The following is a 26,440-nucleotide window of genomic DNA, read 5'->3' as shown; positions in this document are numbered from 1 at the left end:
GCGATGATTGTGGATAACTATTTTGAGCTGTTTCAATTGCCGATAAGTTTGCCTGTCGATATGGCGCATTTAACTGCGCACTATCAGCAGTTGCAAAGACAGTATCATCCGGATAATTTTGCTAATGCAACTGATAGCGAAAAAGTGGCAATTATTCAAAAGTCGGCAATGATTAATGATGCTTATCAAACCCTTAAAGATCCAATTAAAGCGGCGCAATATCTGCTGTCTTTACAAGGATTCGATGTGGAAACAGAGCAAAATATTATTCATGATGCTGACTTTTTAATGGAACAATTCACCTTGCGTGAACAGCTTGATGAGATCGAACAGCAGGCGAACTTTGCCCTTTTGGATGATTTTGATGCGCAAATATCAGAGCGAAAGCGAGCGGTCTACCAGCAACTATTGCAACATATAGCAAAGCAAGATTGGCAATTAGCACTGAATCAAATCTATAAAATCCGTTATCTAGCTAGATTGATTGAACACATCGAAAAGTTACAAGAAAAACAATTTCCTTTATAATTTAAGATAAGTCACACATCAATTAGAGATAGATTAAATGGTTTTATTACAGATCAGTGAACCGGGACAAACCCCAGAACCTCATCAGCGCCGCCTTGCGGTCGGCATCGATCTTGGTACAACAAATTCATTAGTGGCAACGGTGCGTAGTGGCAAATCAGAAGTACTGCCCGATCTAGAGGGTGAGGCATTACTCCCTTCGGTTGTTCATTATGGCCTTGATCATGATGATAATATGATTATTACTGTCGGTAAAAATGCCAAAACTAGTGCGACCAGTGATCCGCAAAATACCGTCAGTTCAGTAAAACGGCTAATGGGGCGAAGCGAAGCTGATATTGATGTCTCGCATTTTCCCTATTCCTTTTCATTTACTGAAAATGGCGTGCCTTTATTAAATTTACCCAATATTAAAGTCAACCCAATTCAAGTATCAGCAGAAATTTTAGTTGCGTTGGCTGAGCGAGCTAAGCAGAGCTTACAAGGTGAAATAGACGGTGCGGTCATTACCGTTCCAGCCTACTTTGATGATGCCCAACGACAAGCAACCAAAGATGCGGCTAAATTAGCCGGTTTGCATGTTCTTCGTCTGTTAAATGAGCCAACTGCCGCTGCCATTGCTTATGGTTTGGATTCGGGCAAAGAAGGCGTAATTGCGGTTTATGATTTAGGTGGCGGTACGTTTGATATCTCTATTCTTCGACTACATAAAGGGGTGTTTGAAGTACTGGCTACCGGTGGCGATTCAGCCCTCGGCGGGGATGATTTTGATCGGTTAGTGGCGAATTACATCAAAACACAGTTAGGTATAGATTCTGCTGATGATCATCGCTTAAACCAACAAATTCTTAATCAAGCTGTCGAAGCTAAGATAGCCTTAAGCCAGCAAGAGAGTGTGGAATGTCAGATTAATAATCAAACATTAACCATTACCCGAACGCAGTTTGAACAACTCATTGAGCCATTAGTTAAGCGAACTTTAGCCGTTTGCCGACGAGCGTTGAAAGATGCCAATATCGATGCCAATGAGGTGTCAGAAGTGGTGATGGTTGGTGGGTCAACTCGTGTGCCATTAGTCCGTCAACTCGTTGCTAACTATTTTAGGACTGAGCCATTAACCTCAATCGATCCAGATCAGGTGGTGGCAATCGGTGCTGCCATTCAAGCTGATATCTTAGTTGGCAATAAGCCAGATTCTGATATGTTATTGCTTGATGTCATTCCACTGTCTTTAGGGATCGAAACCATGGGGCAGTTGGTTGAAAAAATCATTCCTCGTAATAGCACGATACCTTGCGCACGTGCTCAAGAGTTTACCACTTTTAAAGATGGGCAAACGGCGATGATGATTCATGTGCTACAAGGGGAACGGGAAACGGTTGCCGATTGCCGTTCGCTAGCGCAGTTTACGCTACGTGGGATTCCGCCAATGCCAGCCGGCGGCGCGCATATACGTGTGACGTTTCAAGTTGATGCTGACGGTTTATTAAGCGTCAGCGCCATGGAAAAATCAACCGGGGTTGAAGCAGCCATTCAAGTCAAGCCTTCTTACGGTTTAACCGATAATGAAATTGCTAACATGATTCAAGATTCAATTAGTCATGCCCAAGAAGATAAACAAGCTAGAATGCTTGCTGAACAAAAAGTTGAAGCAGCAAGAGTGCTGGAAACACTACAAAGCGCTTTAGATAAAGATGCTGATTTATTAAGCCCAGCGGAACTGGAACAAATTTTAGCCGCTAAACATCAATTACAACTCGCCAGTGAATCTGACGATCGTTATCACATTCAAGCGCAAATTAAAATTGTTGATAGTGTTACGCAAAACTTTGCGGCTAAACGTATGGACAGATCAATCCGTCATGCATTAACCGGTCACAATGTTAATGATATTTAACTAACGAGATTATTATGCCAAAAATTACTTTTTTACCTAATGCCGATCTTTGCCCGGAGGGAAAAACCGTCGAAGCAGAGGAAGGCGAATCTATATTAGAAGTTGCTTTACGCAATGATATTGAAATTGAGCATGCTTGTGAAATGTCGTGTGCTTGCTCGACTTGTCACTGTATTGTCCGTAAAGGATTTGATTCACTCCAAGAGAGTGATGAACAAGAAGATGATATGCTTGATAAAGCGTGGGGCGTTGAGCCACATAGCCGTCTGAGCTGTCAGGCACGAGTTGCTGATGAAGATTTAGAAGTAGAAATTCCAAGATATAGTCTTAATCACGCCAAAGAAGATCATTAATTCGTCGCCATAATGGCGACTTTTATCACGCTATATCGGCTATCTTTATTAAGTGTATTCAATCGTTTTTGTGCCGGTAATGTGATTTTGGTATTTTCTATCTTGCCTTACTTTTATTTTAGCGTTAATGGCTGACATTGAATATCAGGTATTATCCAAAAAAGATAACCTACTTTACGGGTATGAAGTCAAAATAAGCAGATTGATAAATCACTAAAAGAGCAAAATTTAGCGAGTAACTATTCTATTGACGCTCTCATTAACTATCGAACTATCTAATCTCATCTTGCTAACCTCATCTTGCTAACCTCATCTTGTAAATCTTCGTCCGATGCGCTATCGCAAGTGTCACCTTAGAAAATTGTCGGTGTTTAGTTTTTGACAACCCAGTTTATTTGCTAACGATATCTAATTATCGATAAGTTTTGATGAATTACTCCTTGCATTAGTTGATTATTTACGTATAATTGACGCACTTTGTTTGTTGCATTTTCGATAAACAAATGCGTATGACGATATAATCGTATATAAAAATATTGAATTATATCAACAATATTCCCGATTTGGGAATTACGAAAAAGAACGGATTACACTCTCCTGTCAATCGAAACAGGGCAAGAGGAGTAGTCTTTTGTTATAACTTTTAAATAGTGGAGCTCTGGTCTCATGTCGAACCAAAGAATCCGTATCCGGTTAAAAGCGTTTGATCATCGTTTGATTGATCAATCAACTGCTGAAATTGTAGAAACTGCGAAGCGCACAGGTGCGCAAGTTCGTGGTCCTATTCCATTACCGACACGCAAAGAGCGTTTCACAGTATTGATTTCTCCGCACGTAAATAAAGATGCGCGTGATCAATATGAGATTCGTACTCACAAACGTCTAGTTGATATCGTTGAGCCAACTGAAAAAACAGTTGATGCTTTAATGCGCCTAGATCTTGCTGCCGGTGTTGATGTGCAGATCAGTTTAGGTTAATCCTAGGCTGAATGATTGAGAGGTCGAAACAATGATTGGTTTAATCGGTCGTAAAGTAGGAATGACACGAATCTTCACCGAAGAGGGTGTTTCTATTCCTGTCACCGTAGTTGAAGTTCAAAGCAACCGCATTACACAAGTTAAAACACTTGAGAATGACGGTTATCAAGCCATTCAGGTTACTACTGGCAGCAAAAAAGCAAGCCGTGTAAACAAACCTGAAGCAGGTCATTTCGCTAAGGCTGGCGTTGAAGCTGGTCGTGGTCTATGGGAATTCCGTTTTGAAGAAGGCGAATTTACTGTAGGTCAAAGTATTAACGTTGATATTTTCACAGACGTTAAAAAAGTTGATGTTACTGGTACATCTAAAGGTAAAGGTTTTGCTGGCGTAACTAAACGTTGGAATTTCCGTACTCAAGATGCAACACATGGTAACTCTTTGGCACACCGTGGTCATGGCTCTATTGGTCAAAACCAAACTCCGGGTAAAGTGTTCAAAGGTCGTAAAATGGCAGGTCACCTAGGTAATGAACGTGTAACCGTTCAAAACTTAGATATTGTACGTGTTGATGCAGAGCGTAACCTTTTATTAATTAAAGGTGCTGTTCCTGGCGCAATCAATAGTGACGTAATTGTTAAACCGGCAATCAAGGCTTAACGTCGAGGAGATAGAGATGGAATTAGTAGTAAAAGACGCGCAAGCGCTTTCTGTTTCCGAAACTACCTTCGGACGTGAGTTTAATGAAGCGTTAGTTCATCAAGTAGTTGTTGCTTATGCATCTGCTGCTCGTCAAGGCTCACGCGCACAAAAAACTCGTGCAGAAATCGCTGGTTCAGGCAAAAAACCATGGCGTCAAAAAGGCACAGGTCGTGCTCGTTCAGGTTCTATTAAGAGCCCAATTTGGCGTAGTGGTGGTGTAACATTTGCAGCAAAACCACAAGATCATAGCCAAAAAGTTAACCGTAAAATGTATCGTGGTGCATTAAAGAGTATTTTCTCTGAATTAGTGCGTCAAGAGCGTTTAGTTGTAGTTGAAAACTTTACTGTTGAAGCACCTAAGACTAAATTATTAACTCAGAAATTAAATGATATGAACTTAAATGATGTTCTTATTATCTGTTCTGAAGTTGATGAAAATCTTTTCTTAGCAGCACGTAACTTACATAAAGTTGATGTGCGTGATGTGGCAGGTATTGATCCAGTTAGTTTGATTGCATTTGACAAAGTGGTTATCACTGTTGATGCCGTTAAACAAGTAGAGGAGATGTTAGCATGATTCGTGAAGAGCGTCTGCTGAAAGTCCTGCGAGCACCACATGTTTCTGAAAAAGCATCTATTTCAATGGAAAAAACAAATACATTAGTATTGAAAGTTGCTAAAGATGCTACTAAGAGAGAGATTAAAGCCGCAGTTGAACAACTATTTGAAGTTAAAGTAGATGACGTAAATACACTTGTTGTTAAAGGCAAAGTAAAACGTCGTGGTCAACAAATTGGTCGCCGTAGCGACTGGAAAAAAGCTTACGTTACTTTAGCAGAAGGTCAGAATTTAGACCTTGCTGGCGTCGCTGAGTAATTCGGAGGAGTAAGAACAATGGCAGTTGTTAAGTGTAAACCTACATCTCCGGGTCGTCGCCACGTTGTTAAAGTGGTTAACCCAGAGTTGCATAAAGGTAAACCTTATGCACCGTTGCTTGATTCAAAAAGCAAAACTGGTGGTCGCAATAATAATGGTCGTATCACTACCCGTCATATCGGTGGTGGTCATAAACAACATTATCGTATTGTAGACTTTAAGCGTAATAAAGATGGTATTCCAGCAGTTGTTGAACGTTTGGAATATGATCCAAACCGTAGTGCAAATATTGCATTGGTTTTATATAAAGACGGTGAACGTCGTTATATTTTAGCGCCTAAAGGCTTAAAAGCAGGTGATCAGATCCAATCTGGCGTTGATGCAGCGATTAAAACAGGTAACTGTTTACCAATGCGCAACATCCCAGTCGGTTCTACCGTGCATAATATTGAAATGAAACCAGGCAAAGGCGGACAACTTGCTCGCTCTGCTGGTAGTTATGTTCAAATCGTTGCGCGTGATGGTGCATATGTAACATTACGTCTACGTTCAGGTGAAATGCGTAAAGTATTATCTGATTGCCGCGCCACTATTGGTGAAGTTGGTAACTCAGAACATATGCTTCGCGTATTAGGTAAAGCGGGTGCAACGCGTTGGCGTGGTGTTCGTCCTACTGTTCGTGGTACAGCAATGAACCCGGTAGACCATCCACATGGTGGTGGTGAAGGTCGTAACTTTGGTAAACATCCTGTGTCTCCATGGGGTCAAAAAGCCAAAGGATTGAAAACGCGTAGCAACAAACGTACTGATAAGTATATTGTTCGCCGTCGCAATAAGAAATAATTAATATAGAGGATTAGCTATGCCACGTTCTCTCAAGAAGGGTCCTTTTATTGACCTACACTTGCTGAAGAAGGTAGAGAAAGCGGTGGAAAGCGGGGACAAGAAACCAATTCGTACTTGGTCCCGTCGTTCAACGATCTTTCCTAACATGATCGGTTTGACCATCGCTGTCCATAATGGTCGTCAGCACGTTCCAGTTTATGTTTCCGACGAAATGGTTGGTCATAAATTGGGTGAATTCGCGCCGACTCGTACTTATCGCGGCCACGCGGCTGATAAGAAAGCTAAGAAGAAATAAGTAGGAGAAAGAGATGGAAACAATTGCAAAGTACCGCCACGCTCGTTCTTCTGCACAAAAAGTTCGCTTAGTTGCAGATCTTGTTCGCGGTAAGAAAGTGTCTCAGGCACTAGATATTTTAACGTACACCAATAAAAAAGCGGCTGTACTTGTTAAAAAAGTATTAGAGTCTGCTATTGCTAATGCAGAGCATAACGATGGTGCTGATATTGATGATCTGAAAGTTGCGAAAATTTTCGTAGACGAAGGCCCAACCATGAAGCGTATTATGCCTCGTGCAAAAGGTCGTGCAGATCGTATTTTGAAGCGTACGAGTCACATCACCGTGATCGTCTCAGATCGCTAGGCTGGAGAATAGCAATGGGTCAAAAAGTAAATCCAAATGGTATCCGATTAGGCATTGTCAAGCCTTGGACATCTACATGGTATTCGGGTACAAAGACATTCGCTGATAATTTAGAAAGTGATTTTAGAGTGCGAGAATTCTTAAACAAAGAATTAGCACAAGCGTCAATCTCTAAAATTGTAATCGACCGTTCAGCAGAAACTAACGTTCGTATTACTATCCATACTGCTCGTCCGGGTATTGTGATTGGTAAAAAAGGCGAGGACGTTGAAAAATTACGTAATGCCGTAGCTTCTATTGTCAATAAATACAAAGACAAAAGAGAGAAACGTGATGTTGCAGTACAAATTAATATTGCTGAAGTTCGTAAACCTGAACTTGATGCAAAATTAGTTGCTGACAGTATTACCTCTCAGTTAGAACGCCGTGTTATGTTCCGTCGTGCTATGAAACGTGCGGTACAAAACGCAATGAAAGCGGGTGCTAAAGGTATCAAAGTTGAAGTAAGTGGTCGTTTAGGCGGCGCTGAAATCGCTCGTAGTGAATGGTATCGTGAAGGTCGTGTACCTCTACATACTCTACGTGCTGATATCGACTATGGTACATCTGAAGCATTAACTACCTATGGTATTATTGGTGTTAAAGTGTGGATCTTCAAAGGTGAGATCCTTGGTGGTATGGCTGCCGTTGAACAAGCAGAAAAACAACCTGCTGCTCAACCGAAAAAGCAGCGCAAAGGCCGAAAACAATAAGGAGCGTCGCTGATGTTACAACCAAAGCGTACAAAATTCCGTAAAGTGCACAAGGGCCGCAATCGTGGTCTTGCTGTAAGTACTGACGTTAGTTTCGGTACATTCGGTCTTAAGGCTGTGGGTCGTGGTCGTTTGACTGCGCGCCAGATCGAAGCAGCACGTCGTGCAATGACTCGTGCAGTTAAGCGTCAAGGTAAAATCTGGATTCGAGTTTTCCCTGATAAACCAATTACTGAAAAACCACTTGAAGTGCGTATGGGTAAAGGTAAGGGTAACGTTGAATACTGGGTTGCACAGATTCAACCAGGTAAAGTCCTTTATGAAATGGACGGAGTACCGGAAGAAGTTGCTCGTGAAGCATTTGCGTTGGCAGCTGCAAAACTGCCAATTAAAACCACCTTTGTGATTAAGACGGTGATGTAAATGAAAGCAAAAGAGCTACGCGAAAAAAGCGTTGAAGAGTTAAATACTGAACTTCTTAATTTATTACGTGAGCAATTTAACTTACGTATGCAATTAGCTGGGGGTCAGTTAACACAGACTCATATGTTAAAACAAGTGCGTCGTAATATTGCACGTGTTAAAACATTATTAACTGAGAAGGCGGGTGCGTAATATGACTACTGAAGTAAAAATTCGTACTCAGCAAGGTCGTGTTATTAGCGACAAAATGGATAAATCTATTACTGTAGCTATTGAACGTAAAGTGAAGCATCCGTTATATGGTAAGTTCATTAAACGTACGACTAAATTGCATGTACATGATGAAAACAACGAGTGTGGTATTGGTGATACTGTTGAAATTAAAGAGTGTCGTCCATTATCAAAAACCAAATCTTGGACTCTTGTTCGAATCGTTGAAAAAGCAGTTAAATAATCTTTATTGATTAAAAACTGTACATAATATAATAAACGGCCCAACAGCCGTTTATTTTATGCTATCCATTTTATTTGAGTGGTGTTATACTATGCGCCCTCACATATGTGGGTTTTTGGTTGTCTATTCTTATCCATGGTAGTTGAGGTGGATGAAGGTAGATTAGACAATAATTTATTTATACGGAGCATTAAAATGATCCAAGAACAGACTAGGCTAGATGTTGCCGATAACTCTGGCGCACGTAGCGTAATGTGTATCAAGGTTCTCGGTGGATCGCACCGTCGTTATGCAGCGGTAGGTGATATCATCAAAGTTACCATTAAAGAAGCAATTCCACGTGGTAAAGTGAAAAAAGGTGATGTACTAAAAGCTGTTGTCGTGCGCACTAGAAAAGGTGTTCGTCGTCCTGATGGATCTGTCATTCGTTTCGATCGCAATGCTTGTGTTATTTTAAACAATAACAGTGAGCAACCGATTGGTACGCGTATTTTTGGACCGGTCACTCGTGAACTTCGTTCTGAGAAGTTTATGAAGATCATTTCATTAGCACCAGAAGTACTGTAAGGAGCGGGTAATGGCAGCGAAAATCCGTCGAGAAGATGAAGTTATCGTGTTAACCGGTAAAGATAAAGGTAAACGCGGTAAAGTAAGAAGTGTTTTGTCTACTGGTAAAGTGATTGTTGAAGGTATCAATTTGGTGAAAAAACACCAAAAACCTGTACCTGCATTAAATCAAGAAGGTGGAATTGTTGAGAAAGAAGCAGCAATTAATGTTTCTAACGTCGCAATTTTTAACCCGGCTACAGGCAAAGCGGATCGCGTAGGCTTTCGTATTGAAGACGGTAAAAAAGTCCGTTTTTATAAGTCTACTAATGAATTAATCAATTAAGTAATTTGGAGTGTACGATGGCGAAACTGCATGATTACTACAAAGCACAGGTAGTAAATAAACTGCAAGAACAGTTTGGCTACAAATCTGTCATGCAAGTCCCTCGGATCGAAAAGATCACCTTGAATATGGGTGTGGGTGAAGCAATTACTGATAAGAAATTATTAGATAATGCGGTTGCAGATTTAGCAGCAATCAGTGGTCAAAAACCACTTGTCACAAAAGCACGCAAATCAGTTGCTGGTTTTAAAATCCGTCAAGGGTATCCTATTGGTTGTAAAGTCACTTTACGTGGCGAACGTATGTGGGAATTTTTTGAACGTCTAGTTTATATTGCTCTTCCTCGTACTCGAGATTTTCGTGGTTTAAGCGCAAAATCTTTCGATGGTCGTGGTAACTATAGCATGGGTGTTCGTGAACAAATCGTTTTCCCTGAAATCGATTATGATAAAGTTGATCGTGTTCGTGGTTTAGATATTACTATCACCACTACTGCACAATCTGATGAAGAAGGCCGAGCTTTATTATCTGCCTTTAACTTCCCATTTCGTAAGTAAGGTAGGGCATAATGGCTAAACAATCAATGATTGAACGCGATAAGAAACGCGTAAAGCTAGCAGAAAGATATTTTGCAAAGCGTCAAGAATTAAAAGCGATTATCTCTGATCTTAATGCATCAGATGAAGATCGTTGGAATGCAGTGCTTAAATTGCAAACGCTTCCTCGTGATTCTAGTCCATCACGTCAACGTCGTCGTTGTCGTCAAACAGGTCGTCCTCATGGCGTCCTTCGTAAGTTTGGTTTAAGCCGTATTAAGGTCCGTGAATCAGCCATGCGTGGTGAGATTCCAGGTCTTAAAAAGGCAAGTTGGTAATCAGGGGAGTGTTATAGATGAGCATGCAAGATCCTATAGCAGATATGTTGACCCGTATTCGTAACGGTCAAGCTGCGAATAAAGTTGCAGTCACCATGCCTTCCTCTAAGCTAAAAGTGGCAATTGCCAATGTGCTAAAAGAAGAAGGTTATATTGGGGACTTTAAAGTTGTTGGTGACACTAAGCCAGAATTGGAAATCACTTTAAAATATTTCCAAGGTAAAGCTGTAGTAGAAAGTATTAAACGTGTTAGCCGTCCAGGTTTACGTATTTATAAACGTAAAGACGAATTGCCAAAAGTAATGGCTGGACTAGGTATCGCAGTTATTTCTACTTCTAAAGGTGTTATGACTGATCGTGCAGCACGCCAAGCTGGTCTTGGTGGTGAAATTATCTGCTACGTAGCGTAAGGGAGAAAAAAATGTCTCGTGTTGCAAAAGCACCTGTCGTTGTTCCTGCTGGCGTAGAGGTAAAACTCAATGGTCAGGTAATTACGATTAAAGGTAAAAATGGCGAGTTATCTCGTACAATTAATAAAGCTGTTGTAATTAATCAAGAAGAAGGTCAAATTAAATTTGCACCTCGTGAAGGTTTTGCTGATGCTTGGGCTCAAGCAGGTACAGCTCGCGCATTGATTAATGCAATGGTAGTTGGTGTTACTGAAGGTTTTACAAAAAAACTTCAGCTAGTTGGTGTCGGTTATCGTGCACAAGTTAAAGGTAATGCAATTGGTTTATCTCTTGGATATTCACATCCAATTGAACATCAATTACCTGCAGGTGTAACAGCTGAGTGTCCTTCTCAAACTGAAATCGTACTAAAAAGTGCTGATAAACAGTTAATCGGACAAGTAGCAGCAGATATCCGTGCTTATCGTCGTCCTGAACCTTATAAAGGTAAAGGTGTTCGTTACGCAGATGAAGTTGTGCGTACTAAAGAAGCTAAGAAAAAGTAAGGTAACACTATGGATAAGAAATCAGCTCGTATCCGTCGTGCAACTAAAGCGCGTCGTAAGATGCATGAACTACTTGCAACTCGCTTAGTAGTTCACCGTACTCCGCGTCATATTTATGCGCAGATTATCGCACCAAACGGATCAGAAGTACTGGCAGCCGCTTCTACATTAGAAAAAGCTATCAGTGAAAGTTTAAAATACACTGGAAACAAAGATGCAGCAGCAGCAGTTGGTAAAGCAATCGCAGAGCGTGCATTAGCGAAAGATATCAAAGAAGTTTCTTTTGATCGTTCGGGTTTCCAATATCATGGTCGAGTTCAGGCGCTAGCAGATGCTGCTCGCGAAGCTGGCCTACAGTTCTAAGGTAGGAGTTAAAGATGTCAAACATCGAAAAACAAGCTGGTGAACTGCAGGAAAAATTAATCGCAGTTAACCGAGTTTCTAAAACCGTAAAAGGTGGTCGTATTTTTAGTTTTTCTGCACTAACTGTTGTTGGTGACGGTAACGGTCGCGTAGGTTTTGGATATGGTAAAGCACGTGAAGTGCCAGCAGCAATTCAAAAAGCAATGGAAAAAGCACGTCGCAATATGATCAATGTTGCTTTAAATAACGATACTTTACAGCATCCGGTTAAAGGTGCTCATACAGGTTCTCGTGTTTATATGCAACCAGCATCAGAAGGTACCGGTATTATCGCTGGTGGTGCGATGCGTGCAGTATTAGAAGTTGCCGGAGTTCGTAACGTTCTAGCTAAAGCATATGGTTCTACTAACCCAATTAATGTGGTTCGTGCAACAATCGATGGCTTAGAAAATATGAAATCACCTGAAATGGTTGCTGCTAAGCGTGGTAAAACCGTCGAAGAAATTTTGGGGTAATTAGCCATGGCAAAAACAATTAAAATTACACAAACTCGTAGTTCAATTGGTCGCCTTCCGAAGCATAAAGCAACGTTAGTAGGTCTAGGATTACGTCGTATTGGTCATACTGTTGAGCGTGAGGACACTCCTGCTATTCGCGGTATGGTAAACCAAGTTTATTACATGGTTAAAGTTGAGGAGTAATAGTAATGCGTTTAAATACTTTATCTCCTGCTGAAGGTTCAAAGCATGCACCGAAACGTCTAGGTCGAGGAATCGGTTCTGGACTAGGTAAAACTGGTACTCGTGGTGTTAAAGGTCAAAAATCTCGTTCAGGTGGCGGCGTTCGTCGTGGCTTTGAAGGTGGTCAAATGCCTTTATATCGTCGTTTACCAAAATTTGGTTTTACCTCACGTAAAGCTCTAGTTACAGCTCAAGTTCGTCTTTCAGATTTAATGAAAGTCGAAGGTGATATTGTTGACCTAAATAGCTTAAAAGTTGCAAATGTGATCAATTCACAAATCGAATACGCTAAAATCATGTTATCTGGTGAAGTAACTAAACCAGTAACAGTTCGTGGAATTCGAGTAACTAAAGGTGCTAAAGCTGCAATTGAAGCTGCTGGCGGAAAAATTGAGGAATAATTAGAAAGATGGCAAAGCAACCAGGATTAGATTTTCAAAGTACACGAGGTGGTAGTGGTGAGCTTAAAAGACGTTTAATATTTGTGCTTTTAGCGCTTATTGTTTTTCGTCTTGGTTCTTACATTCCCGTTCCTGGTATTGATACTAAAGCGTTATCGGACTTACTGACACAAGCATCAACTAATGGTATTGTGGGTATGTTCAATATGTTCTCTGGTGGTGCTTTAAGCCGTGCTTCAATCTTTGCTTTAGGGATAATGCCTTATATTTCTGCATCAATTATTGTGCAGTTATTAACAGCAATTAGCCCTAAACTAGCAGAATTGAAGAAAGAAGGTGAATCAGGTCGTAAAAAAATTAGTCAGTATACACGTTATGGCACATTAGCTTTAGCGATTGTACAGGCAGTTGGTATTGCGACTGGTTTACCGAATATTCCAGGTTATGGTCACGTGGTGATCAACCCAGGATTTTCTTTCTATTTTATTGCATCGGTTAGCTTAGTTACTGGCACTATGTTTCTTATGTGGTTAGGTGAGCAGATCACAGAACGAGGTGTAGGTAATGGTATCTCTATCATTATCTTTGCTGGTATTGTGGCAGGTCTTCCTCATGCAATATATGAAACAATTGAACAAGCTCGTTCTGGTTCATTGCATCCGATTTTATTATTAGTGGTCGCAGCGTTAGTGGTTGGTGTGACTTATTTTGTTGTCTTTGTCGAACGTGGTCAACGACGTATTGTTGTTAACTATGCGCAACGTCAACAAGGTCGCCGTGTGTATGCCGCACAAAGTACACATTTACCATTAAAAATTAATATGGCAGGGGTTATTCCTGCAATATTTGCTTCAACAATTGTAATGTTACCATCTATGATGGCTTCTTGGTTCCAAGGAAATGGTGAAGGATGGCGATATATTTTTGTTCTTATTGGACAATATTTTTCCCATGATCAACCGTTATACATTATCTTTTTTGCGGTAGCGATTATCTTCTTCTGTTTCTTCTATACGGCATTGGTTTTCAATCCGAGAGAGACAGCAGATCAATTAAAAAAATCAGGTGCATTCATTCCAGGTATCCGTCCGGGTGAACAAACATCTAAGTATATTGACAAAGTAATGACACGTTTAACGCTAATTGGCGCTATCTACATTACTTTTGTATGTTTGGTACCAATGTTTATGACAAGTGCGATGAAAGTTCCTGTCCAATTCGGTGGAACATCTTTATTAATTGTGGTTGTTGTAATCATGGATTTTATGGCACAAGTACAGACTTTAATGATGCCAAATCGTTATGAGTCAGTGTTAAAGAAAGCGAATCTTAAAGGCTACGGCCGATAAGTTAGCCAGAAGTTACGGAGAAAAACATGAAAGTTCGTGCTTCAGTCAAGAAATTATGCAGAAATTGTAAAATCATCAAACGTAATGGCATTGTTCGTGTTATTTGCGTTGAAGGTAAACATAAACAACGTCAAGGTTAATTTATTTAGCTGTAAAGTTGAACTTTTGCATATTTTACTTGCCAAAGTATAGTAAAGCTGGCTAGAATAGCCAGCCTAAATTTATTTGTAAACCCGCTGTTTGAGTATCCTGAAAACGGGCTTTTCAGTATGGTGGGTTTGCTGAACATTAACAATAAAGGAGTGCATAGTGGCCCGTATAGCAGGCATTAACATTCCTGATCAACAACATACAGTAATTGCGTTACAAGCAATTTATGGTATCGGTAATACTCGCGCTAAGACAATTTGTGCTCAAGCGGGTATTCCTGAACATGTTAAGATCAGAGAACTATCTGAAGATCAGATTGAAAAGTTACGTGAAGAAGTCGCTAAATTCACTGTAGAAGGTGATTTACGTCGTGAAGTAACTATGAGTATCAAGCGTTTATTAGACCTTGGTTGTTATCGTGGCATGCGTCATCGTCGTGGACTTCCAGTCCGTGGTCAACGCACTAAGACTAACGCTCGTACCCGTAAGGGACCGCGTAAGCCAATCAAGAAATAATTGAGGTGATAATAAATGGCAAAGACACCTGTTCGTACACGTAAACGTGTTAAAAAGCAAGTTTCTGATGGTATAGCTCATATTCATGCATCATTTAACAATACAATCGTAACTATTACCGATCGTCAAGGTAATGCGTTGGGTTGGGCAACCGCTGGTGGTTCTGGTTTCCGTGGCTCTCGTAAGTCAACTCCGTTCGCAGCTCAAGTAGCCGCAGAGCGTTGTGCAGAAGCCGTAAAAGACTACGGAATTAAGAATCTGGAAGTTATGGTAAAAGGACCTGGTCCTGGTCGTGAGTCAACAATTCGTGCATTAAATGCTGCGGGTTATCGCATCACTAACATTACTGATGTTACTCCGATTCCTCATAACGGTTGTCGTCCACCAAAGAAACGTCGTGTTTAATTTTTATTAAACATCGAATGTTTAGGATTATTGGAGAAAAAAAATGGCAAGATATTTGGGACCAAAGCTCAAATTAAGTCGTCGTGAAGGTACAGATTTATTCCTTAAGTCTGGCGTCCGAGCGGTTGACAGTAAATGTAAGTTAGAACAAGCTCCTGGACAACATGGTGCGCGTAAACCGCGTTTATCAGATTATGGTGTTCAGTTACGTGAAAAACAAAAAGTTAGACGTATTTATGGAATTTTAGAACGTCAATTCCGTAATTACTATAAAAATGCAGCACGCATTAAAGGCAATACTGGTGAAAACCTACTTGCGCTTTTAGAGCGTCGCTTAGATAACGTTGTTTATCGTATGGGATTCGGTGCAACTCGTGCTGAAGCTCGTCAATTAGTTAGTCATAAAGCTGTTCTTGTTAATGGTCACGTTGTTAACATCGCATCTTATCAAGTTTCACCTGAAGATGTGATTAGTGTTCGTGAGAAATCTAAAAAACAAGCACGTATTAAAGCCGCTTTAGAGTTAGCTGAACAACGTGAAAAACCAACATGGTTAGAAGTTGATGCTAGCAAAATGGAAGGCGTATTCAAACGCTTACCAGAACGTTCAGATTTATCTGCTGACATCAACGAACATTTGATCGTCGAACTTTACTCTAAGTAAAGTTTAGCACTTAAGAGAGGACATAATGCAGGGTTCTGTAACAGAGTTTTTAAAACCTCACCTAGTTGATGTTGTTCAATACAGTCAAACTCACGCCAAAGTGACTTTAGAGCCGCTTGAACGTGGTTTTGGCCATACTTTAGGTAATGCACTACGCCGCATTTTATTATCATCAATGCCTGGATATGCAGTGACCGAAGTTGAAATTGACGGTGTTCTGCATGAGTACAGTACTAAAGAAGGCGTTCAAGAAGATGTACTTGATATTCTGCTTAATTTGAAAAAATTAGCAGTGCGTGTACATAATAAAGATGATGTAATGCTAACCTTAAATAAATCAGGTATTGGTGCAGTAACTGCATCGGATATCACTCATGACGGTGATGTTGAAATTGTTAATCCTGATTTAGTAATTTGTCATCTAACTGATGCAAATGCTTCAATTAGTATGCGTATTCGTGTGCAACGAGGACGTGGTTATGTCCCTGCTTCTGCTCGCGTTAAGTCAGAAGATGAAGAGCGACCAATCGGTCGTTTATTAGTCGATGCATGTTATAGTCCTGTCGAGCGCATTGCGTATTCTGTTGATGCCGCTCGTGTGGAACAACGTACCGATTTAGATAAACTGGTTATCGATATGGAAACCAATGGTACTATCGACCCAGAAGAATCTATTCGTCGCGCATCAACTATTTTGGCTGAACAACTTGAAGCTTTCGTTGATTTACGCGATGTACGTCAACCTGAAGTGAAAGAAGATAAACCGGAATTTGATCCAATCCTTCTACGACCAGTAGATGACTTGGAATTAACTGTTCGGTCTGCTAATTGCTTAAAAGCAGAAGCAGTTCATTATATTGGTGATTTAGTACAACGTACTGAAGTTGAGTTACTTAAAACCCCTAATCTTGGTAAGAAATCACTTACTGAAATTAAGGATGTGCTCGCATCTCGTGGTTTATCTTTAGGCATGCGTCTTGAGAACTGGCCACCAGCAAGTATTGTTGAAGACTAAGATAAAATTTATATAAGAAGGATAAAGTTATGCGCCATCGTAAAAGTGGTCGTCAACTGAACCGAAATAGCAGCCATCGTCAAGCAATGTTTCGTAACATGACAAGTTCACTTGTTGAACATGAAATCATCAAAACTACATTGCCTAAAGCAAAAGAGTTGCGTCGTGTTGTTGAACCGTTAATTACGCTAGCCAAAAGCGATAGCGTAGCTAATCGCCGTTTGGCTTTCGCTCGTATCCGTGATAAAGATACAGTGAAAAAATTATTTTCAGATTTAGGCCCACGTTTTGCTACCCGCCCAGGTGGTTATGTACGTATTTTAAAATGTGGTTTCCGTGACGGAGATAATGCCCCAATGGCTTATATCGAATTAGTTGATCGCCCTGCTGTTGAAGCAGAAGCTACAGCTGAATAAGATATTTAACTGTTGTGCAATAAAACCGGCTTAATTGCCGGTTTTTTATCGGATGTTATATCCTCAATGGTAATTGAAGCTATTAATACTTATCCTTTTAATATAATTAATTTTGTTCTTAACTAAATTACTTATAATTCACATAACTTTACCCAAAAATATTTACTCAACCAAATAATCGATTTAACATTACAACTCTGCATGATAAACATGATATTTGTATGATAGATCTCAAACGCAATGGTGAATGGATTTTAGTTCTGGTAACCATGTTAGCGGCATTTGGTTGGGTATGCTCTAAACAAGCTATATTAGCAATGCCACCACTGGCATTTATGGCTATCCGCTTTTTATCCGCTTCCATTCTTTTAATCCCCGTATGTTTCTACACGCATCAAGGTATTGCGTTTACCAATATTCCCAAAGCAGTATTTGCCGGCGTTTTACAAGCGACTAATACTATATTTTGGATTTTAGCAATAAGCCTTGGCGGACAACTTGGTGAAGGCTCTTTTATTATGAGCTTGTCAGTATTAATGGCGCCTATTGTCGGTTGGTTGTTCTTTAAAGAAAAACCTTTATCTATCTTTTGGATTTCGTTACCTGTTGCTGTGATTGGGCTAGCTTTTCTAAGTCTATCCAATGGGTGGCAGATGAATATCAATCAACTGTGGTTTTTTACCTCGGCCTTTGCTCAAGCAATATTTTTTATTTTTAACAGCCGTTTTGTACAAAAAATTGCTATTTTGCCACTCATTACCATTCAACTATTTTGTACCGGTTTTTGCTGTCTGATACTTTCTATCTTGTTTGAAACTTGGCCGACTACCGTCAGTTATATAACTGTTGGCTGGATCATCGGTAGTATATTTGTTGCCACTATTCTACGTTGGGCGTTACAGCTTTTAGGGCAAAAATATGTACCGGTGGGTAATGCCGCAATTATTATGATTTTAGAGCCTATTTTTACCACCATTGCAGGGATTATCATTTATGATGAGCCAATGTCTTGGACTAAGTGGATAGGTTGCTTGCTTATTCTCATTTCATTGCTAATTTATCGTGGATATGTCTTTATCCGCACCCGCCGTTCAAGCTTATACGATGTAGAACCGCGCTTAGATACATCTAAACCTTAAATTGAACTCATTTCACGATGAGATAAATGCTATTGAGTCAGAAAGCCTATTGGTTGATATGAAGGTCATTTAGTAATGGGGTGGTTTAGTCTCTTCTGACAAACTGGCAATATTTGATGTCTGTGCGGCTTGTAGTTTTTGTGATAATAACGTTAATTGCTCTTTTAACTTACTTATATCAGCTTGAAGATGGGTAACCATTTGATTAAGTTCTTCAATGGTGATCTCTTGAAAGGCAACTTTCGTTTCGAGCAATTCTAATTGTTGATTCATAAAATTTTTCATCAATAAGTGGGAAATATCTGATGACATTGTAAGTAAAAAAGGCGATTAAATCCATCCTCGTTGTGCAAAAGAAACGTATTCACCTTTCCCAATGACAATATGATCGATTACCCGAATATCAATTAACTCACAAGCTTGCCCTACCTTTTTTGTGACAATAAGATCAGCTTGACTTGGCGTGGCTATACCAGCCGGATGATTATGTGCTAAAATGATTGCCGCCGCGTTGTGTTGTAATGCTCGTCTAGCCACTTCACGAGGATGCACTTCAACACAATTATAGGTACCGGTAAACATCTCCTCTGAGGTGATAACGTGATTTTGATTATCTAAAAATATCACCATAAAAACTTCTCGATCTTTATTTGCGAGACGACTTGCCAAATAGTGATGGGTTAATGTTGGCGAAGTCAGCGGATTTTCGTTTGTCATTTTCACTTTAAGATAGCGATGAGATAGTTCAACAACTGCTTGTAACTGTGTATAGGTTGCGGTGCCTACCCCATGTTTGTGGCAAAAGTCTTTGTGGCTTGCATTCATGAGGTTATAGAACGAGCCAAATTCATTTAACAGTTTTTGTGATAACTCTAAAACTGGTAATTTACGGGTGCCGGTACGTAAAAATATTGCAAGTAGTTCTGCATCACTTAATATTTCAACACCGTATTTTAATAGCTTTTCACGAGGCATTAATGTTGGAACGGGCACTGACATAGCTAATTATTCCAATGGAAAAATTAAATTATTATTAAAAAAATTAGCTAAATAAAGACTGAATGAAAAGGATGCGATTTATTTCACAAAAAGATTAACAATTTTTCTCTTAACAGCCGTTTTTCTGAATCATTTTTCTGAGTCAATTTCTGAATCGTTCTTCTGAATCATTCTTCTGAATCATTCTTCTGAATCATTCTTCTGAATCATTCTTCTGAATCATTCTTCTGAATCGTTCTTCTGAATCGTTCTTCTGAATCATTCTTCTGAATCATTTTTCTGAGTCAATTTCTGAATCATTCTTCTGAATCGTTTTTCTGAGTCGTTCTGCTGAATTGTTCTTCTGAGTCGTTTCTTGAAAATAGAAAAAGCGCCAACAGGCGCTTTAAAATAAACTTTCATTAAGATAAATTAGTGACAACCACACCCGCCGTGACCGTCACAGCCGTCACTCTCTTCATCATCATGATCGTGACCGCCACAACCGCAACCACTATGATGATCATGTTCGTGACCGTGAGCACCATGAATGTGACCATGAGCGATCTCTTCTTCTGTTGCTTCACGAATGGCTAACACTTCCACATTAAATTTTAAATCTTGACCGGCTAACATGTGATTACCATCAATGGTAACGGTATCGCCGTCAATTGCAGTAATTTCAACCGGAATAGAGCCATGATCGGTATCGGCAAAAAAGCGCATGCCAACTTCAAGCTCATCAACACCGACAAAGACATCACGGGGAACATTTTGCACCAATGCATCATTAAAATCACCGTAAGCGTTGATAAGCTCAACATCAAATTTATCACCCACTTGATGTCCTTCTAACGCTTTTTCAAAATCCGGTAATAAATTGCCTACGCCATGAAGATATTCTAGTGGGGCAACAGTGGTTGCTTCATCGACTAAAACACCGTCTTTAGTGCGAACCTGGTAAGCTAAACTGACTACTGTATTTTTTGCTATTTTCATTTTTTCTCCAACAAACTTGTATTGAGCAAACAGCTATAGATTTTAACGGAAAATAAAGGATAAGTATTCATAATTTTTTTATATAAAACCGATTAATTAAAATATTTAGGCTGATAAATGATAAGTTATGAATTTACCTAAGTAACCAGATGATATCGTGTAACCACTCAATTAGTTTTTTGATTAAATTTTGTTTGATGATAACAACTATTATTCTGATTAAAAATCAGAAAATAGACCAACAAAAAAAGGCATCAAGATAATTATTGATGCCTTTTTTTATTTTTTTAATAATGCCTATTATTTAAGTTCTAACTCGTTCATTGCGGCGATGCTAAATCCACCGTCAACATGCACAACTTCACCTGTAATGCCGGATGCTAAGTTTGAACATAAAAATGCCGCTGAATTACCAACATCTTCAATTGTAACAGTTCGACGAATTGGCGTAACTGATTCACAATGAGATAGCATTTTTTTGAAATCTTTAATACCTGATGCAGCAAGGGTACGAATTGGGCCGGCAGAGATAGCATTGACACGAACTCCTTCTGGACCCATAGCGTTTGCCATATAACGTACATTTGCTTCTAAAGATGCTTTAGCAAGACCCATTACATTATAATTAGGAATCGCTCGTTCAGCACCAAGATATGAAAGAGTAACTAACGCTGAACCAGGATTCAACATTGAACGGCATGCTTTAGCCATTGCAACAAAACTATAAGAGCTGATATCGTGAGCGATAGCAAATCCTTCACGTGTTACAGCATTAACATAGTCACCGTCTAACTGATCGCCCGGCGCAAAAGCAATTGCATGCACAAAACCATCAAACTTATCCCAAGTTTTTGCCAGTTCGGTAAATAAATTTGTAATGCTTTCATCATGCGCAACATCACAAGGTAAAACGATTTTTGAACCAAAATCAGCAGCAAACTCTTCTACACGGCTTTTTAATTTATCACTTTGATAAGTAAAGGCTAATTCTGCACCTTCACGATGCATAGCTTGTGCTATACCATAAGCAATAGAACGATTACTTGCAACGCCGGTAACGAGTATGCGTTTACCTGTTAAAAATCCCATAAATTATTCCTCTAATGTTTTCACTTGTATCGTCTAGGATAAGTAACGATTATATGTTGATAAAGCCAACTTCGCTACTATAAATTTATTTTTCGTTAATGGGTTTTTATTTTATTGATTCAAACAATTTATTGTTTAATTAACAAATATCCGACTATAATAGTCAACTATTAATTTTCTATAGGCGGTATCACTTTGAATAATTTAATTTGTTATAAAACATTACCTATCTGGAATGCCGATACATTACCCGAGCTTTTTCGTCAAAAGCATAATACTCAAGTTGGTACGTGGGCGAAATTACAGATTATAAAAGGCAGTATCGAATTTGAAATGCTAACTGAACAAGGTGAGATTATCTCAACCCACTATTTTAGTGTTCAACAGCAACCACCGTTTATTTCACCCCAGCAGTGGCACCGCATTGCGAAAGTATCCGATGATTTACAGTGCCAATTGGCATTTTACTGTTTACCCGAAGATTACACACAAAAAAAATATCAAATGACCAAAACCCATTCTGAGGTCATCGCTGCAACAAAAATCATTCCAGCTGGTAAGGCTTTAGACTTAGGATGTGGCGCCGGTCGCAATTCACTTTATTTGCAGTTACTAGGATTTGATGTGACAGCGGTTGATAAATCAGAAATGAGCATTGATAACTTACAACAGATTATCAGTCAAGATGACCTGAAACACATTAAAGCAATGGTTTATGATATCAATCAAGCCAATTTACAAGGTGAATATGATTTTATCGTTTCAACGGTTGTTATGATGTTTTTACAACCGGATAGCATTCCGGCGATTATTGAAAATATGCAAAAAATCACCAAATCGGGCGGCTATAATTTAATTGTTAGCGCTATGTCTACGGCTGATTATCCTTGCCCTGTAGGGTTTTCTTTTACCTTTAAAGAAGACCAATTACGGCAATATTATCAAGATTGGGAAATATTAAAGTATAACGAAGATGTCGGGCAATTGCATAAAACCGATATTGATGGAAACCGTATTAAATTGCGATTTGCAACATTGTTAGCGAAAAAACGATAACAATTACAGGATATATCATCCTGTAATTGCCATATTGATAAGTGACGTTTAGTTGAGCTTTTCGCCAACAGTAAACCACGCTTTGCGAGAGTTTAGCAGATCTTGAGCAGCCATTGGTTTTTTACCGGCTGGCTGTAACAGTGTCATATTTAATGCGCCGTCACTGGTGGCGACGCATATGCCTGTTTTATCCGCTTGTAAAATAGTGCCAGCTGGTTTGTTGTGTGATGTGGCAATCACTTGAGCTTGCCATATTTTAACCGTCTCGCCGTTAACTTCAAAATAACTGACCGGCCATGGATTAAACGCTCGTATGCAGCGTTCGAGCTGTTGAGCCGATAAATTCCAATCCAGTTTAGCTTCTTGTTTTGATAACTTTTGCGCATAAGTGGCTTGTGATTCATCTTGTTTTTCGGGTTGCGTTTTCCCTTCACTGATTAATGTCAAGGTTTCAAGCAACCCTTGCGGACCTAATTTTGCCAACTTGTCATATAATGAAGCGCTGGTATCGGTTGCTTCAATCGGGCATGCCAATTTATACAACATATCGCCCGTATCAAGCCCGGCATCCATTTGCATAATGGTAATACCTGTTTGGGTATCGCCTGCCCAACAAGCTCGTTGGATAGGTGCCGCGCCACGCCACCTTGGTAACAAAGATCCATGTACATTTAAGCAACCTAATTTTGGCATATCAAGCACCGCTTGTGGCAAAATAAGTCCATAAGCCACAACAATCATAATATCTGCATTAAGCTGTTGTATTAATTTCTGATTTTCTTCGGTTTTCAGTGTTGCCGGTTGATAAACAGCAAGATTATGTTCAATCGCTAATTGTTTTACCGGGCTTGCCGTTAATTTATTTCCTCGACCAGCCGGGCGATCAGGTTGAGTAAAAACCGCTATCACATTGTAGTTAGCCTCAATCAGCGCCTTTAAATGGGTGGCGGCAAATTCCGGTGTTCCGGCAAAAATGATATTAAGTGGTTTAGTGGCATTAGGCATAAGTATCATATCCATCATCGAAAAAATTACAGCGATTATACTGGAAATTTAAGTCAGAATCTTTAATTTAAAAAATAGCTTGATTAACCAGATAAGCCGTTATGGCATAAACTGACTATCATTTTAAAAAACTAAAGATTATCCGTTTTTATACTGAAACGTATACATTTTCTGAAACTTCTTGACAAGAATTTCTGGCTTTATAAAAAGCCAATTTAAGTCTTATCTGTTTTAATTAAGTTGTTTAGTGGAATTTATCTTTGTTAGTTTTCGGTATGAGATTACATCCTTATCTCTTTTTAAAAAAGATTATAGTTTTTTACTTAAACGTATACATTTTCTGAAACTTCTTAACAAGATTTTCTGGCTTTATAAAAAGCCAATTTAAATCTTATCTGTTTTAATTAAGCCGTTTAACGGGATTTTTCTTTATCGGTTTTCGTTATGAGATTTCGTCCTTATCGCTTTATAAAAATTAAAGATTATATTTTTTACTTAAACATATATATTTTCTGAAACTTCTTGACAAAATTTTCTGGCTTTATAAAAAGCCAATTTAAATCTTATTTGTTTTAATTAAGCCGTTTAACGAGATTGATCTTTGTTGGATTTCGTTATGAGATTTCGTCCTTATCGCTTTATAAAAATTAAAGATTATATTTTTTACTTAAACGTATATATTTTCTGAAACTTCTTGACAAGATTTTCTGACTTTATAAAAAGCCAATTTAAGTCTTATCTGTTTTAATCAAGCCGTTTAACGGGATTGATCTTTGTTGGTTTTCGGTATGAAATTGCATCCTTATCTTTTTTAAAATTAAAGATTATATTTTTTACTTAAACGTATGTATTTTCTGAAACTTCTTGACAGAAATTTTCCGCTTTTTATAAAGCTAACTGGCGCCAAAGCTTGATTAAATTGAGTTAATCTTCAGCGCTCGAAGATGATATGTGCCTTAAGCCGTTCCCAAACAGGGGGATTTTAAGCAAAATCCCCAATCGACTAAAACGGGAAGAATATCGGTACTAAAGCAATATTGACCGCCATGACTAAGAAAGTTAACGGTACGCCCACTTTAACAAAATCGCCAAAACTGTATCCACCGGGGGCGACAACCATTGTTTTGATTGGCGAGGAGACCGGTGTAATAAATGATGCTGATGTTGCTATCGCAACTGTCATGGCAAATGGATAAGGCGAGTAACCAAATTTTATAGCCAGATCAATGGCGATAGGCGCAATTAAAATGGCGGTTGCTGTGTTGGAGATAAATAATCCGACTGTTGAACACAGTAAGAAGATAAATGTCAGCACCATATAAGGGCCAAACGATTTTAGGTGAACCTCTAACCATGCTGATATAAGTGATATACCACCGGTTTTATTTAACGCGACGGCAAAAGGCATCATACCGATGATTAAAATCAGTGTTGGCCAGTGTATGGATTTATAGGCATTGGCCATATCAATACAGCGAGTTGCGCCCATTAATAAACATGCAATTAGCGCAGCAACCACATTTGGCACAATGCCGGTCACCATTAATATGATCATAATCGCCAGATTGATTAAAGCCGCATAAGCTTGTGAACTGGCTGGCGCAACATCATCAATATCAGAAGGGTAATCCAATACAACAAAATCGCTGGTACGAGTTTGCAGTTTTTGAATTGATCCCCAATCACCACATACCAATAAGGTGTCGCTCATTTCTAAGCGTTCCTGAAATAAGTTGTTGGTTTCAACCGGTGCATGGTTGCGCCAAATACCGATAACGGTGAGAAAATATTTTCCTCTAAAATCAATTTCGTTAAGGGTTTTGCCGCACAGTGATGATTCAGGTAACAGTGCCACTTCAGCCATGCCGACCTCTTTAACCTGTTCGGAAAAGTATTCACCGCGTAAAACTTTAGGCTCAAGATTATTGGTGTTTAAAAATGTTCGGTAATCGGCTTCAGAGTGTGACATGTCGAGTAATAAAATATCGTTTTCGCGAAATTCGGTCGATCCGTTAACCGGAATTAAGACCTTTTGAAATTTTCGCCAACGCTCAACCCCAATCACATTGACCCCATGCTCACTACGCAAATGGAGTCCGTCAATTGTGCGACCAACAAAAGGCGAGCCGGCTAATATTTGTGCTCGGTGTGCCCGGCCAATTAATTTGTAATCTCGAATTAAATCGGTAATTCTTCGTCTTTGTGGTTGGGTATTAGTTGGGGTCACTTGTTCTGAGGTGAGTAACCAATTTCGGGTCAATAAACAGTAAATCACTCCGACGACTAAAACACCTAAACCGATAGGGGTGATTGAGAAAAAGCCAAATTCCGTTAAATTTGCCCGGCTCAGTTCACTATTGACCACCAAATTAGGTGCAGTCGCTACCAGCGTCATCATGCCACTAATTAAGGCGGCAATACATAATGGCATCATTAATTTTTTAACATGGATGCCGGTATGATTGGCAATACTAATTGCAACCGGAATAAAAATCGCCACAACGCCTGTTGAGCTCATTATTGACCCAAGTAACGCAGCGCCCAGCATAATAAAGGTAATAATCCGAATATCATTTTTACCGGATACTTTTAAAATATATTCGCTCATTTTAAAAGATATGCCCGTTCGAACAAGGCTTTCACCAATAACAAACAGTAATGCAATTAAAATAATATTGGGGTCACTAAAGCCGGATAAGGCTTCGGCAGGCGTTAATACGCCAGTTGTTGTGATAGCGGCAATAGTCAATAATGCAATTATATCCATTCTCAGTTTACTAAATGAAAACATCAAAATGGCAATAAATAGCAAAAGACAAACAGTGATTAATGGGTAATATTCGATGATATAATTAGGCAAAAATGCAGTGATAGATGTTAAAAAATTTTGCCCGGATGACAAATGTTCCACGAAAAGTAGCTCTATAATGTCGAATGGATTTTAGACATAATACCTTGATTTATTGTAATAGGGAATATACCTCAA

39 protein-coding genes are annotated in these 26,440 nt (G+C 39.3%); 33 read left to right on the top strand and 6 right to left on the bottom strand.

What is annotated here, in order from left to right; translation table 11 throughout:
• Positions 1 to 9 precede the first annotated feature (9 nt).
• The 32 genes from hscB (at position 10) to J3U74_RS06990 (ending at position 18,327) form a co-directional block, all read left to right on the top strand.
• Complete coding sequence (gene hscB, locus J3U74_RS07145) at positions 10 to 528, top strand: Fe-S protein assembly co-chaperone HscB (protein ID WP_267329602.1); 519 nt, start codon at positions 10 to 12, stop codon at positions 526 to 528.
• Positions 529 to 565: 37 nt separating this feature from the next.
• The gene (gene hscA / locus J3U74_RS07140) at positions 566 to 2,425 is read left to right on the top strand and encodes a Fe-S protein assembly chaperone HscA (RefSeq protein ID WP_267329603.1); all 1,860 of its coding nucleotides are present in this window, start codon (positions 566 to 568) and stop codon (positions 2,423 to 2,425) included.
• A 14-nt stretch (positions 2,426 to 2,439) separates the two neighbouring features.
• Positions 2,440 to 2,778 carry an ISC system 2Fe-2S type ferredoxin gene (fdx, locus tag J3U74_RS07135; protein ID WP_220218634.1) on the top strand — a complete coding sequence of 113 codons (339 nt, stop codon included), beginning with the start codon at positions 2,440 to 2,442 and terminating at the stop codon, positions 2,776 to 2,778.
• Positions 2,779 to 3,444: 666 nt separating this feature from the next.
• Positions 3,445 to 3,756, top strand: coding sequence for a 30S ribosomal protein S10 (rpsJ, locus tag J3U74_RS07130; RefSeq protein ID WP_006120582.1), 312 nt, complete (start codon positions 3,445 to 3,447; stop codon positions 3,754 to 3,756).
• A gap of 31 nt (positions 3,757 to 3,787) precedes the next feature.
• Positions 3,788 to 4,414, top strand: a complete 627-nt coding sequence (gene rplC / locus J3U74_RS07125; protein WP_065567159.1) for a 50S ribosomal protein L3 — start codon at positions 3,788 to 3,790, stop codon at positions 4,412 to 4,414.
• 16 nt (positions 4,415 to 4,430) lie between these two features.
• Positions 4,431 to 5,033: a 50S ribosomal protein L4 gene (gene rplD, locus J3U74_RS07120; protein ID WP_220218635.1), complete on the top strand. Its 603-nt coding sequence runs from the start codon at positions 4,431 to 4,433 to the stop codon at positions 5,031 to 5,033.
• Complete coding sequence (gene rplW, locus J3U74_RS07115) at positions 5,030 to 5,332, top strand: 50S ribosomal protein L23 (RefSeq protein WP_034885052.1); 303 nt, start codon at positions 5,030 to 5,032, stop codon at positions 5,330 to 5,332. Before rplD ends, rplW begins: the two co-directional genes overlap by 4 nt.
• An 18-nt stretch (positions 5,333 to 5,350) precedes the next feature.
• A complete protein-coding gene (gene rplB, locus J3U74_RS07110) occupies positions 5,351 to 6,175 on the top strand; it encodes a 50S ribosomal protein L2 (protein ID WP_065561019.1) in 825 nt (274 codons plus the stop codon).
• A gap of 19 nt (positions 6,176 to 6,194) precedes the next feature.
• Entirely contained in the window at positions 6,195 to 6,473 is a 279-nt protein-coding gene (rpsS, locus tag J3U74_RS07105) for a 30S ribosomal protein S19 (RefSeq protein WP_024496505.1), read from the top strand.
• A 13-nt stretch (positions 6,474 to 6,486) separates the two neighbouring features.
• Entirely contained in the window at positions 6,487 to 6,819 is a 333-nt protein-coding gene (gene rplV / locus J3U74_RS07100; RefSeq protein WP_034884235.1) for a 50S ribosomal protein L22, read from the top strand.
• Positions 6,820 to 6,833: 14 nt separating this feature from the next.
• On the top strand, positions 6,834 to 7,571 hold the full coding sequence (rpsC, locus tag J3U74_RS07095) for a 30S ribosomal protein S3 (protein ID WP_065562942.1): 738 nt from the start codon (positions 6,834 to 6,836) through the stop codon (positions 7,569 to 7,571).
• A 12-nt stretch (positions 7,572 to 7,583) separates the two neighbouring features.
• The gene (gene rplP, locus J3U74_RS07090; RefSeq protein ID WP_025314389.1) at positions 7,584 to 7,994 is read left to right on the top strand and encodes a 50S ribosomal protein L16; all 411 of its coding nucleotides are present in this window, start codon (positions 7,584 to 7,586) and stop codon (positions 7,992 to 7,994) included.
• Entirely contained in the window at positions 7,995 to 8,186 is a 192-nt protein-coding gene (gene rpmC / locus J3U74_RS07085; RefSeq protein WP_034902373.1) for a 50S ribosomal protein L29, read from the top strand.
• A gap of 1 nt (position 8,187) precedes the next feature.
• Entirely contained in the window at positions 8,188 to 8,448 is a 261-nt protein-coding gene (rpsQ, locus tag J3U74_RS07080; protein ID WP_220218636.1) for a 30S ribosomal protein S17, read from the top strand.
• A gap of 195 nt (positions 8,449 to 8,643) precedes the next feature.
• Positions 8,644 to 9,015: a 50S ribosomal protein L14 gene (gene rplN / locus J3U74_RS07075; protein WP_025314392.1), complete on the top strand. Its 372-nt coding sequence runs from the start codon at positions 8,644 to 8,646 to the stop codon at positions 9,013 to 9,015.
• Positions 9,016 to 9,025: 10 nt separating this feature from the next.
• Positions 9,026 to 9,340, top strand: coding sequence for a 50S ribosomal protein L24 (gene rplX, locus J3U74_RS07070; RefSeq protein ID WP_220218637.1), 315 nt, complete (start codon positions 9,026 to 9,028; stop codon positions 9,338 to 9,340).
• Positions 9,341 to 9,357: 17 nt separating this feature from the next.
• Positions 9,358 to 9,897, top strand: coding sequence for a 50S ribosomal protein L5 (rplE, locus tag J3U74_RS07065; RefSeq protein WP_025314394.1), 540 nt, complete (start codon positions 9,358 to 9,360; stop codon positions 9,895 to 9,897).
• 11 nt (positions 9,898 to 9,908) lie between these two features.
• The gene (rpsN, locus tag J3U74_RS07060) at positions 9,909 to 10,214 is read left to right on the top strand and encodes a 30S ribosomal protein S14 (protein ID WP_065634459.1); all 306 of its coding nucleotides are present in this window, start codon (positions 9,909 to 9,911) and stop codon (positions 10,212 to 10,214) included.
• Between the two features lie 17 nt (positions 10,215 to 10,231).
• A complete protein-coding gene (gene rpsH, locus J3U74_RS07055; protein ID WP_267329604.1) occupies positions 10,232 to 10,624 on the top strand; it encodes a 30S ribosomal protein S8 in 393 nt (130 codons plus the stop codon).
• Between the two features lie 11 nt (positions 10,625 to 10,635).
• The gene (gene rplF / locus J3U74_RS07050; protein WP_220218639.1) at positions 10,636 to 11,169 is read left to right on the top strand and encodes a 50S ribosomal protein L6; all 534 of its coding nucleotides are present in this window, start codon (positions 10,636 to 10,638) and stop codon (positions 11,167 to 11,169) included.
• Positions 11,170 to 11,178: 9 nt separating this feature from the next.
• Complete coding sequence (rplR, locus tag J3U74_RS07045) at positions 11,179 to 11,532, top strand: 50S ribosomal protein L18 (RefSeq protein WP_025314398.1); 354 nt, start codon at positions 11,179 to 11,181, stop codon at positions 11,530 to 11,532.
• 14 nt (positions 11,533 to 11,546) lie between these two features.
• On the top strand, positions 11,547 to 12,047 hold the full coding sequence (rpsE, locus tag J3U74_RS07040; RefSeq protein ID WP_025314399.1) for a 30S ribosomal protein S5: 501 nt from the start codon (positions 11,547 to 11,549) through the stop codon (positions 12,045 to 12,047).
• Positions 12,048 to 12,053: 6 nt separating this feature from the next.
• On the top strand, positions 12,054 to 12,233 hold the full coding sequence (gene rpmD, locus J3U74_RS07035) for a 50S ribosomal protein L30 (RefSeq protein WP_025314400.1): 180 nt from the start codon (positions 12,054 to 12,056) through the stop codon (positions 12,231 to 12,233).
• 5 nt (positions 12,234 to 12,238) lie between these two features.
• Positions 12,239 to 12,673: a 50S ribosomal protein L15 gene (gene rplO / locus J3U74_RS07030; protein ID WP_160403070.1), complete on the top strand. Its 435-nt coding sequence runs from the start codon at positions 12,239 to 12,241 to the stop codon at positions 12,671 to 12,673.
• A gap of 8 nt (positions 12,674 to 12,681) precedes the next feature.
• Complete coding sequence (secY, locus tag J3U74_RS07025; RefSeq protein WP_220218640.1) at positions 12,682 to 14,022, top strand: preprotein translocase subunit SecY; 1,341 nt, start codon at positions 12,682 to 12,684, stop codon at positions 14,020 to 14,022.
• A gap of 26 nt (positions 14,023 to 14,048) precedes the next feature.
• Positions 14,049 to 14,162 carry a 50S ribosomal protein L36 gene (rpmJ, locus tag J3U74_RS07020; RefSeq protein ID WP_025314403.1) on the top strand — a complete coding sequence of 38 codons (114 nt, stop codon included), beginning with the start codon at positions 14,049 to 14,051 and terminating at the stop codon, positions 14,160 to 14,162.
• A 169-nt stretch (positions 14,163 to 14,331) separates the two neighbouring features.
• A complete protein-coding gene (gene rpsM / locus J3U74_RS07015) occupies positions 14,332 to 14,688 on the top strand; it encodes a 30S ribosomal protein S13 (RefSeq protein WP_220218641.1) in 357 nt (118 codons plus the stop codon).
• A 15-nt stretch (positions 14,689 to 14,703) separates the two neighbouring features.
• Positions 14,704 to 15,093 (top strand): 30S ribosomal protein S11, encoded by a 390-nt coding sequence (gene rpsK, locus J3U74_RS07010; RefSeq protein WP_025314405.1) that lies wholly within the window; start codon positions 14,704 to 14,706, stop codon positions 15,091 to 15,093.
• Positions 15,094 to 15,136: 43 nt separating this feature from the next.
• Positions 15,137 to 15,757, top strand: coding sequence for a 30S ribosomal protein S4 (rpsD, locus tag J3U74_RS07005; protein WP_065577881.1), 621 nt, complete (start codon positions 15,137 to 15,139; stop codon positions 15,755 to 15,757).
• Between the two features lie 25 nt (positions 15,758 to 15,782).
• Positions 15,783 to 16,772 (top strand): DNA-directed RNA polymerase subunit alpha, encoded by a 990-nt coding sequence (locus J3U74_RS07000; protein ID WP_220218642.1) that lies wholly within the window; start codon positions 15,783 to 15,785, stop codon positions 16,770 to 16,772.
• A gap of 29 nt (positions 16,773 to 16,801) precedes the next feature.
• Positions 16,802 to 17,188 carry a 50S ribosomal protein L17 gene (gene rplQ, locus J3U74_RS06995; protein ID WP_065558593.1) on the top strand — a complete coding sequence of 129 codons (387 nt, stop codon included), beginning with the start codon at positions 16,802 to 16,804 and terminating at the stop codon, positions 17,186 to 17,188.
• A 221-nt stretch (positions 17,189 to 17,409) separates the two neighbouring features.
• Entirely contained in the window at positions 17,410 to 18,327 is a 918-nt protein-coding gene (locus J3U74_RS06990; RefSeq protein ID WP_267329605.1) for a DMT family transporter, read from the top strand.
• A 69-nt stretch (positions 18,328 to 18,396) separates the two neighbouring features.
• On the opposite strand, the gene J3U74_RS06985 is transcribed toward J3U74_RS06990, so the two are convergent.
• The 4 genes from J3U74_RS06985 to fabI all read right to left on the bottom strand — a co-directional run bounded on the left by J3U74_RS06985 (position 18,397) and on the right by fabI (position 21,393).
• A complete protein-coding gene (locus tag J3U74_RS06985) occupies positions 18,397 to 18,600 on the bottom strand; it encodes a SlyX family protein (RefSeq protein WP_220218644.1) in 204 nt (67 codons plus the stop codon).
• Positions 18,601 to 18,657: 57 nt separating this feature from the next.
• Positions 18,658 to 19,326: a RadC family protein gene (gene radC / locus J3U74_RS06980; protein WP_220218645.1), complete on the bottom strand. Its 669-nt coding sequence runs from the start codon at positions 19,324 to 19,326 to the stop codon at positions 18,658 to 18,660.
• 411 nt (positions 19,327 to 19,737) lie between these two features.
• A complete protein-coding gene (gene slyD, locus J3U74_RS06975) occupies positions 19,738 to 20,304 on the bottom strand; it encodes a peptidylprolyl isomerase (protein ID WP_267329606.1) in 567 nt (188 codons plus the stop codon).
• Positions 20,305 to 20,604: 300 nt separating this feature from the next.
• Complete coding sequence (gene fabI / locus J3U74_RS06970) at positions 20,605 to 21,393, bottom strand: enoyl-ACP reductase FabI (protein WP_220218647.1); 789 nt, start codon at positions 21,391 to 21,393, stop codon at positions 20,605 to 20,607.
• 195 nt (positions 21,394 to 21,588) lie between these two features.
• Here fabI and tehB point away from each other — a divergent pair, with 195 nt between their 5' ends.
• Positions 21,589 to 22,449 carry an SAM-dependent methyltransferase TehB gene (tehB, locus tag J3U74_RS06965; RefSeq protein WP_267329607.1) on the top strand — a complete coding sequence of 287 codons (861 nt, stop codon included), beginning with the start codon at positions 21,589 to 21,591 and terminating at the stop codon, positions 22,447 to 22,449.
• Between the two features lie 48 nt (positions 22,450 to 22,497).
• On the opposite strand, the gene fmt is transcribed toward tehB, so the two are convergent.
• Positions 22,498 to 23,454, bottom strand: a complete 957-nt coding sequence (gene fmt, locus J3U74_RS06960) for a methionyl-tRNA formyltransferase (protein WP_267329608.1) — start codon at positions 23,452 to 23,454, stop codon at positions 22,498 to 22,500.
• A 1,003-nt stretch (positions 23,455 to 24,457) separates the two neighbouring features.
• Positions 24,458 to 26,299, bottom strand: coding sequence for an SLC13 family permease (locus tag J3U74_RS06955; RefSeq protein WP_416379787.1), 1,842 nt, complete (start codon positions 26,297 to 26,299; stop codon positions 24,458 to 24,460).
• Positions 26,300 to 26,440 lie beyond the last annotated feature (141 nt).

This window comes from Gilliamella sp. B3892 (genome assembly GCF_026536305.1).
In the GTDB taxonomy this organism is placed as follows: Bacteria; Pseudomonadota; Gammaproteobacteria; order Enterobacterales; family Orbaceae; genus Gilliamella.
This window is presented reverse-complemented; position numbering and strand designations above follow the sequence as displayed.

Excerpts from the sequence above, each read along its gene's own strand:
- hscA (WP_267329603.1), top strand. The coding sequence starts at position 566 with ATGGTTTTATTACAGATCAGTGAACCGGGACAAACCCCAGAACCTCAT.
- fdx (WP_220218634.1), top strand. The coding sequence starts at position 2,440 with ATGCCAAAAATTACTTTTTTACCTAATGCCGATCTTTGCCCGGAGGGA.
- rpsJ (WP_006120582.1), top strand. The coding sequence starts at position 3,445 with ATGTCGAACCAAAGAATCCGTATCCGGTTAAAAGCGTTTGATCATCGT.
- rplC (WP_065567159.1), top strand. The coding sequence starts at position 3,788 with ATGATTGGTTTAATCGGTCGTAAAGTAGGAATGACACGAATCTTCACC.
- rplD (WP_220218635.1), top strand. The coding sequence starts at position 4,431 with ATGGAATTAGTAGTAAAAGACGCGCAAGCGCTTTCTGTTTCCGAAACT.
- rplW (WP_034885052.1), top strand. The coding sequence starts at position 5,030 with ATGATTCGTGAAGAGCGTCTGCTGAAAGTCCTGCGAGCACCACATGTT.
- rplB (WP_065561019.1), top strand. The coding sequence starts at position 5,351 with ATGGCAGTTGTTAAGTGTAAACCTACATCTCCGGGTCGTCGCCACGTT.
- rpsS (WP_024496505.1), top strand. The coding sequence starts at position 6,195 with ATGCCACGTTCTCTCAAGAAGGGTCCTTTTATTGACCTACACTTGCTG.
- rplV (WP_034884235.1), top strand. The coding sequence starts at position 6,487 with ATGGAAACAATTGCAAAGTACCGCCACGCTCGTTCTTCTGCACAAAAA.
- rpsC (WP_065562942.1), top strand. The coding sequence starts at position 6,834 with ATGGGTCAAAAAGTAAATCCAAATGGTATCCGATTAGGCATTGTCAAG.
- rplP (WP_025314389.1), top strand. The coding sequence starts at position 7,584 with ATGTTACAACCAAAGCGTACAAAATTCCGTAAAGTGCACAAGGGCCGC.
- rpmC (WP_034902373.1), top strand. The coding sequence starts at position 7,995 with ATGAAAGCAAAAGAGCTACGCGAAAAAAGCGTTGAAGAGTTAAATACT.
- rpsQ (WP_220218636.1), top strand. The coding sequence starts at position 8,188 with ATGACTACTGAAGTAAAAATTCGTACTCAGCAAGGTCGTGTTATTAGC.
- rplN (WP_025314392.1), top strand. The coding sequence starts at position 8,644 with ATGATCCAAGAACAGACTAGGCTAGATGTTGCCGATAACTCTGGCGCA.
- rplX (WP_220218637.1), top strand. The coding sequence starts at position 9,026 with ATGGCAGCGAAAATCCGTCGAGAAGATGAAGTTATCGTGTTAACCGGT.
- rplE (WP_025314394.1), top strand. The coding sequence starts at position 9,358 with ATGGCGAAACTGCATGATTACTACAAAGCACAGGTAGTAAATAAACTG.
- rpsN (WP_065634459.1), top strand. The coding sequence starts at position 9,909 with ATGGCTAAACAATCAATGATTGAACGCGATAAGAAACGCGTAAAGCTA.
- rpsH (WP_267329604.1), top strand. The coding sequence starts at position 10,232 with ATGAGCATGCAAGATCCTATAGCAGATATGTTGACCCGTATTCGTAAC.
- rplF (WP_220218639.1), top strand. The coding sequence starts at position 10,636 with ATGTCTCGTGTTGCAAAAGCACCTGTCGTTGTTCCTGCTGGCGTAGAG.
- rplR (WP_025314398.1), top strand. The coding sequence starts at position 11,179 with ATGGATAAGAAATCAGCTCGTATCCGTCGTGCAACTAAAGCGCGTCGT.
- rpsE (WP_025314399.1), top strand. The coding sequence starts at position 11,547 with ATGTCAAACATCGAAAAACAAGCTGGTGAACTGCAGGAAAAATTAATC.
- rpmD (WP_025314400.1), top strand. The coding sequence starts at position 12,054 with ATGGCAAAAACAATTAAAATTACACAAACTCGTAGTTCAATTGGTCGC.
- rplO (WP_160403070.1), top strand. The coding sequence starts at position 12,239 with ATGCGTTTAAATACTTTATCTCCTGCTGAAGGTTCAAAGCATGCACCG.
- secY (WP_220218640.1), top strand. The coding sequence starts at position 12,682 with ATGGCAAAGCAACCAGGATTAGATTTTCAAAGTACACGAGGTGGTAGT.
- rpmJ (WP_025314403.1), top strand. The coding sequence starts at position 14,049 with ATGAAAGTTCGTGCTTCAGTCAAGAAATTATGCAGAAATTGTAAAATC.
- rpsK (WP_025314405.1), top strand. The coding sequence starts at position 14,704 with ATGGCAAAGACACCTGTTCGTACACGTAAACGTGTTAAAAAGCAAGTT.
- rpsD (WP_065577881.1), top strand. The coding sequence starts at position 15,137 with ATGGCAAGATATTTGGGACCAAAGCTCAAATTAAGTCGTCGTGAAGGT.
- J3U74_RS07000 (WP_220218642.1), top strand. The coding sequence starts at position 15,783 with ATGCAGGGTTCTGTAACAGAGTTTTTAAAACCTCACCTAGTTGATGTT.
- rplQ (WP_065558593.1), top strand. The coding sequence starts at position 16,802 with ATGCGCCATCGTAAAAGTGGTCGTCAACTGAACCGAAATAGCAGCCAT.
- J3U74_RS06990 (WP_267329605.1), top strand. The coding sequence starts at position 17,410 with ATGATAGATCTCAAACGCAATGGTGAATGGATTTTAGTTCTGGTAACC.
- J3U74_RS06985 (WP_220218644.1), bottom strand. The coding sequence starts at position 18,600 with ATGAATCAACAATTAGAATTGCTCGAAACGAAAGTTGCCTTTCAAGAG.
- radC (WP_220218645.1), bottom strand. The coding sequence starts at position 19,326 with ATGTCAGTGCCCGTTCCAACATTAATGCCTCGTGAAAAGCTATTAAAA.
- slyD (WP_267329606.1), bottom strand. The coding sequence starts at position 20,304 with ATGAAAATAGCAAAAAATACAGTAGTCAGTTTAGCTTACCAGGTTCGC.
- fabI (WP_220218647.1), bottom strand. The coding sequence starts at position 21,393 with ATGGGATTTTTAACAGGTAAACGCATACTCGTTACCGGCGTTGCAAGT.
- fmt (WP_267329608.1), bottom strand. The coding sequence starts at position 23,454 with ATGCCTAATGCCACTAAACCACTTAATATCATTTTTGCCGGAACACCG.